The following is a 12,738-nucleotide window of genomic DNA, read 5'->3' as shown; positions in this document are numbered from 1 at the left end:
TACTTAACTACATTCTGACCTACTATATAAACATATAGCTTTACTTAATCACTAAGGAGCACGTCATGACCAGTTATGTAGAACATGCCAATATCACCGTCAGCAACCTCAACAGCGCCATTGCTTTCTTGCAGGCGGCAATGCCGGACTTTTCCATCCGTGGTGAAGGGAGCAACGAAGAGAGAGCATGGTGTCACATAGGAACCGACACGTCGTATATCGCACTTCAAGAAGTGGTGATTGATAAACCTGTCGATCGCCTTCCCTATTATCAACTCGGCGTTAATCACATCGGGCTTGTCGTTGAAGATGTCACACGCGTGGCAGAAAACCTCAAAGCCGCAGGCTTTAAAGAAACCATTTTTGATGAGAGCCACCCTAGCCGAAAACGCGTTTATTTTTGTGATAGCGATGATCTGGAGTGGGAGTTCATTGAATACCTCACCGCAGATTTGACTCGCCGAAACGACTACGCGTTGTAACGATGACACGATGCAAAAACGCTGTGTTGTAACAGCCCTACATTCATAACGAAAGCGCAAAGGAATGCCATCATGTACCAAGCACTCTCTGCGACAGGCCTTGAGCTAATAAGGAAAAGTCATGGCTTCGGGCCGACCTTCGGACCACGCTTTTCAAACCACCTGCCAATGGCAATCACCGCCATGCAAAGACTTGGCGCTTCACCGGCGCAGCTGGAAAAAGAGTACCAGCGTGCCGCCGATCATTTAGCGCCATTGGGAGAAGCACTGGGTGTCGACACGCCAACCTTGGGCGAGAAAGCGCACAACGCCGATTTCGTGGAATATTACCGCAGTATGCTAGGTAACCTTGGTACAGAAGAAACACTGCGACGCATACTGCCATCTCTTCTTCCAGGGATCTCCGCGGGTGCGTTTCATGGCGTTATTCGTCTCGCGTACGCCGTGGAATTAGAAGATATCGACGAGCTCAGTCATGCCCTTGCTTACTGGTCATCGGGATTCACGCCGCTCGGCGATCTCACCTTTCAGCAAGACCTGAGTCCGGAAGATGATTTGAACCAGGCGCTTTCTGTCTTTCATGATCACATCTATCGAAAAGGGATCATCATCGATCATGTCGAAGAACTCGTCACACTGGAGAAGTATCAGACCATCGCACGTCAGCCCGATTCATTGTCGCTGGAAAGAGTGGCGCGTATCGTTTTAACGCAATACACCGCAAGTGACGATTTCACCTTGCTACACGGCGTCACTGGCTTTCAGGCACTCTGTTCACTTCTCCCATTCATCGAAAATAAAGACGTTGCGCTTCATTACTTTTGGCAGGCTTATGTCGCCGCTGCCTGCACCGCCGCTTACCGAGAGCCTTACTCAAACAACGAGCAGCTCTCAGATAGCATCCCGGACTGGCCTCATTGGTTTGAGCAAGCTCTGGAAACAGAAAACGATCACACCATCAAACTGACATACAGCTGCGCGCGACTTTACGATTCTCTTCGCCTTCCCGAGGCTTTATACGCCGTCAAATATCGACTGGAGAACACATAATGAAGCGCATTGCCATCGTCTATTTTTCACAAACAGGAAGCACAGCGAGCATGGCGCGCGCCGTTGCACAAGGTGCGCAACAACGTGATACAGAAGTCCTACTCTACCCAATTGTGGGCACGGACATCATTGAGGGACGATTTAAAAGTGATGCATTGTTTGACGACCTCGCCAATATGGATGCCATTGTCTTTGGCTCGCCAACCTACATGGGTGGTCCCGCAGCACAATTTAAAGCTTTTGCAGATGCCAGCAGCGAGTCATGGTCAAATCAGTTATGGCACAACAAACTTGCGGCAGGGTTTACCACTGGCGGCAGCCCGTGCGGAGAAGTGCAAAGCACAATTGAAAGCTTTTACCTGCTTGCCACCCAACACAGCATGCTTTGGGTAGGAGTCGACGCCCCAGAAGGCACAGCATCAAAAATGTTTAATCGCCTGAATTCATCGCTCGGCGCCATCGGCATGGTGGATGAGAAAGGGCTATTGGATGATATTGATATAAAAACGGCAAAGCGCCTTGGTGAGCGGGTGGCAGAGCTTATTCACTAGGGTCTGTTGACCTGATTTATGACGGGACACTTATTTAGGGCGGGGCAAAGGCACAAAAAAGGCGCTTTTCAGCGCCTTTTCATTTTGCATTCGCTCAGTAGTAAAAGCTAAGCGGTAAAAGCTCAGCCGAAAAAAATCGGCGGTAAATTACGCTAACGTGATACGCGCGAATTTACGTTTACCCACTTGGTAAACTGCCGTGCCAGCCGCAGGAACCAGTTTCGTATCGTCGACTTTCTCGCCGTCAATCTTCACTGCGCCTTGGCGGATCATACGCATTGCATCTGAGGTAGAGCCAACCAAGTCAGCGTCTTTCAGAAGGTTAGCAATGGCGACGCCTTGCTCGAAAGAAAACTCAGCCATTTCATCTGGCATCGCACCTTTTTGGAAACGATTGATGAATTCAGCTTCTGCTGCTTCCGCATCCGCTTCTGAGTGGAAACGAGCAATGATTTCTTTTGCCAGCAAGATTTTCACGTCACGTGGGTTCTTGCCACCTTCGATGTCCGCTTTAAATTGTGCAATCTCTTCCAAAGGACGGAATGACAACAATTCATAGTAGCTCCACATCAGATCATCAGAGATCGACATGATTTTACCGAACATTTCGTTGGGTACATCACTGATACCAATGTAGTTGTGCGCAGACTTCGACATTTTCTTAACGCCGTCCAAGCCCACCAGCAATGGCATCGTAATAACAACTTGCTGAGATTGACCGTTTTGCTTTTGCAGTTCGCGGCCCATTAGCAGGTTAAACTTCTGGTCTGTACCACCCAGCTCAACGTCCGCCTCAAGCGCCACTGAGTCATAACCTTGCAGAAGCGGGTAAATAAACTCATGGATAGCAATAGGTTGGTTGTTGCTGTAACGCTTTTTAAAGTCGTCACGCTCAAGCATACGCGCAACGGTAGAGCTTGCAGCCAAACGGATCATGCCGTCCGTGCCTAGCTCGCTCAACCAGCTTGAGTTGAATTCAATACGTGTCTTAGCAGGATCCAAGATTTTGTAGATCTGCTCTTTATAGGTTTCAGCATTGCTCAAAACCTGCTCACGTGTCAGTGGTGGACGCGTCGTGTTCTTACCACTTGGGTCACCGACCATCGCGGTATAGTCACCGATAAGGAAGATTACTTCATGGCCCAGCTCCTGGAACGCACGCAGTTTATTCATGATCACAGTGTGACCAAGGTGAATATCAGGCGCCGTTGGATCCGCACCTAACTTGATACGAAGAGGACGGTTTTCTTTTAGTTTCGCAATCAGTTCCGCTTCAGGAATCAATTCCTCAACACCACGCTTAATTTCGGCTAGCGCGGCTTCAATGCTCGCCATAGTTTATCGCTCCCACAGAATCGGCAATTTTTCGTAAAGCGACATACTACTTGAATAGCGATGGTTTTTGAAACCAGTTAGACTTATATAAATAAGCAAGATATGACGCTTGCATATAAATCAAAGGGAACCACTCGCCACTCTGATTTTCCGAGGGATTTGGCAAGCATCAGTGTGTTCTGGGTAATTTCATTTTCCTAAACGATATTTTTAATGCCTGTAAACAGAATTGCTGCGCTACCTCGCCTTCATCAGGTGTCTATTATGGCCATCAGTGCGCTTGTCGTGCTGTTGATTTTGCTCCCCTCCGAATCCCCGACTCAGCACCCAGAGTCGAAATTTGAGGTTGGAAAACAATACGCGATAAAACTCGAAGCTAACTCTTTGCTTCCCCCTGAAGATGAAGCCCAACCCGTCGGGCATTTTGCACCGCTGACTTGGCATAAATTCAAAGTCCAAGCCGGTGACAGCCTCGCGGTGATTTTCAATCGTGTTGGGATAAGCCCAACAACCCTTTATCGACTCATCAATAGCGACCAAGGCACCAAGAAGTTAGCCTCATTGAAAGTGGGCGATGAAATTCACCTTGGTTTCGACGACCAAGGGTTGTTTACGCAATTAGTACAACCTCGCGATGTGAATGAAACCCTTGTGGTCACGCGCATTGGCGATCAGTTTGTGTCAAAAGTCGAATCAAAAGAGATCGATACACAGGTCAACTTTGCGTCAGCCACCATTGAATCAAGCTTTTGGAATGCAGGGATAACCGCAGGCCTGAATGCCAATCAAATCATGGAACTGGCAGGCTTGTTTGGTTGGGATATCGACTTTGCGTTGGATATTCGACAAGGTGATGCTTTCTCAGTGCTGTTTGAAGAGCAACTCGTTGAAGGTGAGATCATTGGCCGTGGGAATATTCTTGCGGCGACGTTCACCAACCGCGGCGAAACCTTTACGGCTATCCGTTCGAAAACAGGTAAGTATTTCGACGAAAAAGGCCGAGCAATGAAGAAAGCCTTTTTACGCTCGCCTGTAAACTTCCGTTATGTCAGCTCGAACTTTAACCCTCGTCGTTTACACCCCGTCACAGGCAAGGTGAAATCACACCGAGGCACAGACTACGTTGCCCCTGTCGGCACACCCATTTGGGCGGCGGGTGACGGTATCGTCATGAAGTCTGCTTATAACAAGTTCAACGGTAACTATGTCTTCATCAGACACAGCTCGACTTACATCACCAAGTATTTGCACCTCACCAAACGTAGGGTCAAAACGGGGCAACGTGTGAAGCAGGGACAAACCATTGGTACGCTAGGCGGAACGGGACGCGTCACTGGCCCACACTTGCACTATGAATTCCTCGTTCATGGCGTGCACAAAAACCCACGGACCGTGAAGTTGCCGCAAGCGAAGTCCCTAGCAGGCAAAGAGAAAACCGCGTTCATTGCACTGGCAAAAGACCGACTGGCGCAGTTGAACAAATTGAGTGAGCTTCTTGCCTCTATTGGCACCTTAGAGCGTAACCACTCCTAACGGAGGCGATATCACTCAAACGAAAAAGCAGCGCGATGCGCTGCTTTTTTAATACCACCTCTAAACGCTCCCGCAATGTCGCTAGGACTGAGATGCCGGCACGGTGTTTTGCTGCAACGCTCCAGAAGTATCACCTTGCTCTTCTTCGGTATCAGAAGAGGTAAACATCAATCCTTTTTGCTTACCTGGCGTTTTAGAAGGCGTGTCAGGCATTGCCTTCTTAGGCTCTCTCGCCAACATCAATAAGCAAGGTGTAAGCACAAGCGTCAGCACGGTCGAAAACGCCAATCCACCCGCGACCGCCGTCGCAAGTTGAGACCACCACTGCGTGCTTGGCGCACCAAATTCGACACCTTGGTTCACCAAGTCAACGTTCATCTCTAACACCATGGGCATCAGACCGAGAATCGTCGTCACTGTCGTCAGTAACACGGGCCTCAAACGCTGTGCCCCGGTTCGCAATATAGCGTCTGCTTTCGCGAGGCCTTGGCGACGCAACACATTGTAGGTATCAATCAGAACAATGTTGTTGTTCACCACGATACCCGCCAAAGTGATCACCCCAACCCCAGACATGATCACACCAAATGGACGCTGGAAGATAAGCAAGCCAAGGAAAACGCCTACCGTGGAGAACAGGACGGCACTCAAAATCAAGAAGGCTTGATAAAAGCTGTTGAACTGAGTGATCAAAATGATCGCCATCGCGGCCAGTGCCGCGACAAATGCAGTGATCAAGAAGGACTGACTGTTGTTCTGTTCTTCGTTTTGACCCCGCACGATGGTTTCCACACCACTTGGCAGCCCTAACGCATCGATTTGCGCCGTCAGTGTCGGCAACTCAAGGCTCAAGTTGTACCCTTCAGCCATGTCTGCCATCACTTTGACCACACGCTTACCATCAACGCGATCGATATTCCCTTGCTTTTGCTCGGCGGTGATCTTCGCGAAATTGATAATCGGCACTAACCCGTATTCAGTTTTGATTCTGAGTTCATCGAACCGACCAATGTCCCTTTTATCTTCTGGGTAACGCACCAAAATATCGACTTCTTCGTCAGCATCGTCTGGCAGGTAATCACCAATTTTCAAACCATTCGTCACGAACTGAACCGTATTCCCCACCAGCGTGGCATCAGCACCAAACCTTGCAGCATCAGCGCGATCAATATCAATCGACCAATCAATACCGGGCTTAGTGAGGGTGTCGCTCAAGTTAGTAAAAGCGACATTCTGCTCCAACAGTGCACGAAGTTGTCTTGCCGCAGGCTCGATGTCACTGTTAACGTCTGACGTCACTTCAATGGAGAGATCCTGTTCACTTGGCGGCCCTGCATCTGGCTTTTTAAATTCCAATTCAAGGCCCGCAAGATCTGCCATTTCTTCACGAAGTTCCGCAATGATTTCCTTCACTTTACGACGATCTTGCCAATCGACAGGCTTCATCTGAATAACGCCGATTTCATCTTCTCCGCCTGTTCGGGTATAGACGCTTTCTATTTCATCCATTCCTAGAACACGTGCTTCGACTTCTTTCATCAATACGTCTTTTTCGTAGATTGAAAGGTCACCATGAGAGCGGACTTTAATATTAAAGAAAGCAGGATCAACATCAGGGAAGAATTCAGTACCTAGCCCTGATTTGTTGTACGCAAAACCCACCACGAAAGCGACTAATAGCGCAGAAAACAGGATTTTAAGCGGATGGTGAATAGCGACTTTTAGCGTATTGATGTAGGCACGCGTAATGCCTCGTGCTTCATTGAAATCGCCGTTCTCGATAGCTTGCATACGCGCTTGCTGCTTATCAGACAGAGCCAAAGGCTTACCAAACCAGCTCCCGAGAACAGGGACAAAAAGCAATGCCATCACCAAGGAAGCAAACAACGTCGCTATCAAGGTGAGCGGCATGTACCTCATGAACTCGCCTGTGATATCAGGCCAGAACAATAAAGGGGCGAAGGCCACTAGCGTCGTTGCGGTAGAAGCAATGATCGGCCACGACATGCGATGTGCAGCCTCTCGGTAGGCTTGTTTACGACCAATGCCTTCACGCATACGCCTGTCGGCGTACTCGGTCACCACAATCGCGCCATCCACCAGCAGCCCCACCGCCATGATCAAAGAGAACAGCACAACGATGTTCACGGTGAGGCCAAACAGTGACAATACGACCAAACCCGTCAGGAAAGAGCCCGGAATCGACACACCCACCAAAAATGCCGTTCTCGCCCCTAAAATGGCGATGATCACCACCACCACAAGCAAGACGGCAGACAAGATATTGTTTTGAAGATCAGAAAGCATGGATCTGACGTCATCAGACCCATCCCATGTGTATTTCACTTGCAGTGCAGCAGGCCATTCCGGTTGTTTTTGCGCTTCAACCAACACGGCTTTCACCAACTCCACCGTTTCAATGATGTTTTCACCCGCGCGCTTTTTTACATCCAAAACAATCGCAGGTTTACCGTCTAGTCGTGCAAAGCTTTCAGGGTCTTTAAAACCGCGTCGCACCGTCGCTACGTCTTCAACGGTTACCACCTGAACACCATCCACCTTGATAGGCAACTCAAGAACATCACGTGCAGATTCAAAGACGGACGGGACTTTTACGGAAAAACGCCCATACCCTGTATCAACGTAACCCGCAGCAACAACACGGTTGTTGCGGGCAACAAGATTAAATATCGCTTCTTGGTCAAGGCCGTAGCTTTCAAGCAGCAATGGCTCGACGATGATCTCAACCACGTCATCCCGATCACCCGCCACATCGACTTCAAGCACTTGCTTGAAGCTCTCTAACTTCTCTTGAAGTTTGCGCGCAATCTTTACAATCGCACGCTCGGACACATCACCGTATAGGGCCACCGACAGGACAGGCTGCTCGCTGGCAAACGTCACTTCGTTAACGGTGGGCTCATCACTGTCTTCAGGTAAACGAGGCTTGACCAGATCCACCGCTTCACGCACATCCGCCATGGCCTGTTCTAAATCGACACCCACGTTAAATTCAAGCGTTACCGAGGCATGCCCTTCTGAGGCAATGGCGGTCATTTCCTTAATGCCTTCAATCGAACGCAACTCTTGCTCAACAGGACGAACAAGCAAGCGCTCAGCGTCTTCCGGTGAGATGCCTTCATGACCCACGGACACATAAATGACAGGAATGGTGATATCAGGATCGGATTCTTTCGGAATGGTTTGGTAGGTGTATACGCCTGCTACAAATAAGAACAGTAGCAGGGTCACCATAGTGCGCGTGCGTGCCAGCGACGCATCAATCAAGCTTCTCACAACAAGGCCTCCTTATTGTGCGTCAGATTGACGAACAGCGATGACCGCATCACCATCTCGGACAAACCCTTGCCCTTTCGTGATGACGTCAACGTGATCGCCAAGCCCTGCTAGCCAAACGCCATCTTGTTCAGCTTTGACCAACGTGGTCGAAACAAAAGCGACCTTGTCGCCGAGTAAGGTTTTGACCCCTAAATTTCCCGACTCATCCAGTGCCAACATCGAAGGCAATAACTTCACGGCGCTTTGCTCTTCGAGAGGCAAATCCACTTCGGCACTGATCCCAGCAGGAATCGCTTGCTCAGGGTTAGGAATTTCCAATTCAATGACAAAGGTATTGGTTGTTAGAGAGGCAGTGTTTGACTGATAACGAAGACGGCCTTCAAGCTCATCACCACTCACAAAAATAATGGTGGCAGGCATGTTGGCATCGATATGGCTGATGTGTTTTTCACTGACATCCGCTGTGACGATCAAGGGATCCAGATCGATGATTTTCGCAATCGGATCGCCGACCGCAAGGTAATCACCCACCTCCACCATCACATCATCAACAATGCCATTAAACGGGGCTCGGACTTGCGTGTGGGAAAGTGCAATTGACAAGTTTTCCACGTTGGCTCGGGCTTCAATCAAGTTTGCTTCAGCCAACGAAAACGCGACTTCGCCTTGCAGCCCTTTTTTCTTCAACGACTTCGCCGCGTTATATTCTTTCGTTCTAACAAGACGTAGCGCCTTTGCACGCTCTAACTGCGCATTTCGATCGCCTTTGTCGATATTCAACAGCAGATCCCCTTTCTTCACTGTTGCGCCTTTTTTCACACTGACACTGACAATGCGCCCATCAGCTTCAGAGGAAATCGTCGCTTCGCGATCAGGTGCCGTTCGGCCATACAAAGAGATAGAACGCGTAACCGGTTCGGCAAAGAAAGTATCGACCGACACCCGCGTAAGAGGGGCTTTCGTTTCGTCTTGGGACTGCGCAGGTTGCGTGTCATCGGTGTGACCGCTGCCAACCCAAAAGACGAGAAGAACAAGGAGAACCAAGGAGATGATCCAAGGTCGTTGAGAGAAGTAAGACGTGATTGCGCCTGCATTAGCCATAGTGTTTATCCTGACTTGGTTGCTGCAGAAAATAAAACGGGCTCTATCCATCAAGCCCGTTTAGCATGTCTTATACTTTATACACTGAATGACGCACCACAACCACAGGTGGTCGTCGCATTTGGATTGTTTACGAAGAAACGTGAACCTTCTAACCCTTCGGTGTAATCAACAACACCACCCAGTAAATATTGCAGGCTCATTGGGTCAACCACCAAGGTTACCCCTGATTTTTCAATGGTCATGTCGCCGTCATTCACGCTTTCATCAAACGTAAAGCCGTATTGGAAACCGCTACAACCACCGCCTGTAATGTATACACGCAGTTTCAGGTTCGGATTTTCCTCTTCCTGGATCAGCGTTTTTACCTTGTTCGCCGCTGTCTCAGAGAATTGCAACGGCAAATTGGTATCGCTCATTTCTACCTCACATACGCTTTTATATTGTTTGCATTATCCAATACCCGACTAAAATGGTCAAGTATTGTGCATTTCGCTAAAGAGCATTCAACAATCATCCCTCATATCCGTCAATAATGACATGTCTGTGATAGTAAACGCATCAACTAACTCGCCTGATCTACTCGCATCTCGTACAATACGGTCAGATTTAACACCGACGAACTAATGGCCTAGGAAAGAACCATGACCAAATCAGCCGAGTTATTCCAACAAGCCCGCAAAACCATTCCTGGCGGCGTAAACTCTCCTGTTCGCGCTTTCGCAGGCGTTGGCGGCGACCCAATCTTTATCGAACGTGCTGATGGCGCGTATATTTATGACGCCGATGGCAAAGCTTACATTGATTATGTCGGTTCTTGGGGTCCAATGATCTTGGGTCACAACAACACCGCCATTCGTGACGCAGTGATTGAAGCAGCACAAAGCGGTTTAAGCTTTGGTGCACCGACTGCGCGTGAAATCACCCTCGCTGAGCTTGTGAGCCAGCTTGTTCCTTCTATGGAAATGGTGCGCATGGTAAGTTCAGGCACAGAGGCGACCATGAGTGCCATCCGACTCGCCCGTGGTTTTACTCGTCGTGACAAATTCATCAAGTTCGAAGGCTGTTATCACGGCCACGCTGACTGCCTACTCGTGAAAGCAGGCTCAGGCGCACTGACACTTGGCGAACCAACATCGCCAGGCGTTCCTGCTGATTTTGCAAAGCACACCCTCACGTGTACCTTCAATGACCTTGATTCTGTTCGCGCAGCATTCGAGCAATACCCTGAAGACATTTCGTGCATTATCGTAGAACCTGTCGCAGGCAACATGAATTGCATTCCTCCACAACCAGGTTTCCATGAAGGCCTTCGCGCATTGTGTGATGAGTTCGGCGCACTGTTGATCTTTGATGAAGTGATGACAGGTTTCCGTGTTGCACTAGGCGGTGCACAAGCGCACTACAAGATCACGCCTGACCTAACCACGCTGGGTAAAGTGATCGGCGGTGGCATGCCTGTAGGTGCATTTGGTGGTCGTCGTGAAGTCATGGAATACATTGCACCAACAGGCCCTGTTTACCAAGCGGGCACATTGTCAGGTAACCCTGTTGCGATGGCTGCCGGTGAAGCTGCACTGAATGAACTTCGTAAAGAAGGCAACGAAGCACAACTTGCGAGTATCACGAAGCGTCTTGCAGAAGGCTTTAAAGCGGCTGCAGACAAGCACGGTGTTCCACTGGCAATTAACCAAGTGGGCGGCATGTTTGGTTTCTTCTTTACCGACAAAGAAAGCATCACGTGTTTCGCAGACGTTCAACAATGTGACATTGAGAAATTCAAACGCTTCTTCCATTTGATGCTGGACCAAGGTATTTACTTGGCGCCATCAGCCTTTGAAGCAAGCTTTACCTCTTTGTCTCATGGTGAAGAAGAGCTTGAGGCAACGTTGAAAGCGGCGGATAACGCATTTGCAGCGCTGGCTAACTAGCCGCTAAAGCAACGCACATTAAACGAAAAAAGCGGCGTTATGCGCCGCTTTTTTCGTATCTGTTGATGCCCTGCACGGAGGGTTACTGCCAGAAAATCACCACAAGAATGGCAAGCACGACAAGGCAAACGAGAGGCGCATTGAATCTGCGTCGTTTTTTGGACTGACACTGCCCTTCACAACATCCCATCACATTTACCCTTTTTCCGTTGAAAGTCACAACGTATCATAGTCTTCACACTACACTGTTCACCAGATAATCTGGAGAAGAACAAATAAGGAGCCTATCTGTGGCATCTTCTTACAAAGTTGAGCCTAAGCACTGGACGCTCATTGCCGCATTGGCTTTGGCAGCTTACGCTTGTTACGCCTTGATCGCTCCCTATGTGGGTTCAATCGTCCTTGCTTTCATCGTTTCGCTGCTGTTTTTCCCATTGCATGAAAAAATCGAAGGAAGATTCAGCAAACACCCGAACATTGCAGCATCGCTGTCATGCGTTCTATTGACAGTCATTGTCATCATCCCTTTGATTTTCGTTGCCGCCGCCATTTTGCAGCAAGGGATTCATTTCTTCACCAATGCATATACCTGGTTGACCCATGGCGGGGCAAAAGAAATTGTTTCCATGCCTATCGTGCAGTCATCCCTCAGCACTTTAGACAAATGGCTTCCAGCAGACTCCATTAACTCACAAGAATTGATTTCACGCGTAGCATCCACGGTGTCGTCAATGAGTACGGAAATGATTGGTATCAGCTCACGTGTTCTTGGTGATGTTACCGGCGTTTTCGTCAACTTCTTGTTGATGTTGTTTGTGCTGTTTTTCTTGCTGCGCGATCACGACAAGATCATCCAAACCCTGCGCCATGTCAGCCCTTTATCACGAAGCCAAGAAGACACTTTGCTGGATGAAGTAGAAAAGGTCGCTAAATCCGCAGTGATGGGCTCATTTCTCACCGCCCTTGCTCAAGGTTTTGTGGGTGGCTTTGCCATGTGGGTAGCGGGTTTTCCGGGGCTATTCTGGGGAACCATGATGGCATTTGCGTCATTTATCCCTGTCGTCGGCACAGCATTAATTTGGATGCCTGCGGCCGCCTACCTTTTGCTGATTGGTGAATGGCAGTGGGCTGCATTTCTTGCGAGTTGGGGCGTGTTAGTTGTTGGTTCTGTCGATAATCTATTGCGCCCTCTATTGATGCAGGGAAATTCAGGGATGAACACCCTGTTGATTTTCTTCTCCCTGATCGGTGGCTTGCAGGTTTACGGGCTGATGGGCTTGGTTTACGGGCCCGTCATTTTCTCTCTGACACTGGTGCTATTCCGTATGTATGAAACTGAATTCCATCACTTCCTAGAGAAACAAGACAACTCCTAATCTGAGTCGTCACCAAATCGTTGCACAAAACAATGCAACGATAACGCTATCTAGTGTGCGCGGAGAGTTTCCTCACGAC

At 49.0% G+C, this 12,738-nt stretch carries 10 protein-coding genes; 6 read left to right on the top strand and 4 right to left on the bottom strand.

What is annotated here, in order from left to right:
- The first annotated feature begins 65 nt into the window (after positions 1–65).
- The 3 genes from BCT27_RS10975 to BCT27_RS10965 all read left to right on the top strand — a co-directional run bounded on the left by BCT27_RS10975 (position 66) and on the right by BCT27_RS10965 (position 2,083).
- Entirely contained in the window at positions 66–482 is a 417-nt protein-coding gene (locus BCT27_RS10975; RefSeq protein WP_017012325.1) for a VOC family protein, read from the top strand.
- Between the two features lie 72 nt (positions 483–554).
- A complete protein-coding gene (locus BCT27_RS10970) occupies positions 555–1,532 on the top strand; it encodes a questin oxidase family protein (protein WP_102395820.1) in 978 nt (325 codons plus the stop codon).
- On the top strand, positions 1,532–2,083 hold the full coding sequence (locus tag BCT27_RS10965) for a flavodoxin family protein (protein WP_102395819.1): 552 nt from the start codon (positions 1,532–1,534) through the stop codon (positions 2,081–2,083). Before BCT27_RS10970 ends, BCT27_RS10965 begins: the two co-directional genes overlap by 1 nt.
- Before the next feature lie 147 nt (positions 2,084–2,230).
- Here BCT27_RS10965 and tyrS read toward each other — a convergent pair whose 3' ends face one another.
- Positions 2,231–3,418, bottom strand: coding sequence for a tyrosine--tRNA ligase (tyrS, locus tag BCT27_RS10960; protein ID WP_102317409.1), 1,188 nt, complete (start codon positions 3,416–3,418; stop codon positions 2,231–2,233).
- 213 nt (positions 3,419–3,631) lie between these two features.
- Between tyrS and BCT27_RS10955 the strand changes: the two genes are divergently transcribed.
- Positions 3,632–4,951, top strand: a complete 1,320-nt coding sequence (locus BCT27_RS10955) for a peptidoglycan DD-metalloendopeptidase family protein (RefSeq protein ID WP_102317408.1) — start codon at positions 3,632–3,634, stop codon at positions 4,949–4,951.
- Between the two features lie 81 nt (positions 4,952–5,032).
- Here the strand turns inward: BCT27_RS10955 and BCT27_RS10950 are convergent, their stop codons facing one another.
- From BCT27_RS10950 to erpA, 3 genes are all read right to left on the bottom strand, one after another.
- Positions 5,033–8,248, bottom strand: a complete 3,216-nt coding sequence (locus BCT27_RS10950) for an efflux RND transporter permease subunit (protein WP_102395818.1) — start codon at positions 8,246–8,248, stop codon at positions 5,033–5,035.
- A gap of 12 nt (positions 8,249–8,260) precedes the next feature.
- Positions 8,261–9,352, bottom strand: coding sequence for an efflux RND transporter periplasmic adaptor subunit (locus BCT27_RS10945; RefSeq protein WP_102395817.1), 1,092 nt, complete (start codon positions 9,350–9,352; stop codon positions 8,261–8,263).
- 77 nt (positions 9,353–9,429) lie between these two features.
- Entirely contained in the window at positions 9,430–9,771 is a 342-nt protein-coding gene (erpA, locus tag BCT27_RS10940) for an iron-sulfur cluster insertion protein ErpA (RefSeq protein ID WP_017012318.1), read from the bottom strand.
- Positions 9,772–9,996: 225 nt separating this feature from the next.
- Between erpA and hemL the strand changes: the two genes are divergently transcribed.
- A complete protein-coding gene (gene hemL, locus BCT27_RS10935; RefSeq protein ID WP_102317405.1) occupies positions 9,997–11,283 on the top strand; it encodes a glutamate-1-semialdehyde 2,1-aminomutase in 1,287 nt (428 codons plus the stop codon).
- Between the two features lie 290 nt (positions 11,284–11,573).
- On the top strand, positions 11,574–12,659 hold the full coding sequence (locus BCT27_RS10930; RefSeq protein ID WP_102317404.1) for an AI-2E family transporter: 1,086 nt from the start codon (positions 11,574–11,576) through the stop codon (positions 12,657–12,659).
- Positions 12,660–12,738: the final 79 nt, after the last annotated feature.

Origin of the sequence: Enterovibrio norvegicus, assembly GCF_002876705.1 — a bacterium.
GTDB lineage: Bacteria > Pseudomonadota > Gammaproteobacteria > Enterobacterales > Vibrionaceae > Enterovibrio > Enterovibrio norvegicus_B.
Note: the sequence above shows the minus strand (reverse complement) of the source record. Positions and strands in the feature narration are given on the sequence as shown.

Excerpts from the sequence above, each read along its gene's own strand:
- tyrS (WP_102317409.1), bottom strand. The coding sequence starts at position 3,418 with ATGGCGAGCATTGAAGCCGCGCTAGCCGAAATTAAGCGTGGTGTTGAG.
- erpA (WP_017012318.1), bottom strand. The coding sequence starts at position 9,771 with ATGAGCGATACCAATTTGCCGTTGCAATTCTCTGAGACAGCGGCGAAC.
- BCT27_RS10955 (WP_102317408.1), top strand. The coding sequence starts at position 3,632 with ATGCCTGTAAACAGAATTGCTGCGCTACCTCGCCTTCATCAGGTGTCT.
- BCT27_RS10965 (WP_102395819.1), top strand. The coding sequence starts at position 1,532 with ATGAAGCGCATTGCCATCGTCTATTTTTCACAAACAGGAAGCACAGCG.
- BCT27_RS10945 (WP_102395817.1), bottom strand. The coding sequence starts at position 9,352 with ATGGCTAATGCAGGCGCAATCACGTCTTACTTCTCTCAACGACCTTGG.
- BCT27_RS10970 (WP_102395820.1), top strand. The coding sequence starts at position 555 with ATGTACCAAGCACTCTCTGCGACAGGCCTTGAGCTAATAAGGAAAAGT.
- hemL (WP_102317405.1), top strand. The coding sequence starts at position 9,997 with ATGACCAAATCAGCCGAGTTATTCCAACAAGCCCGCAAAACCATTCCT.
- BCT27_RS10975 (WP_017012325.1), top strand. The coding sequence starts at position 66 with ATGACCAGTTATGTAGAACATGCCAATATCACCGTCAGCAACCTCAAC.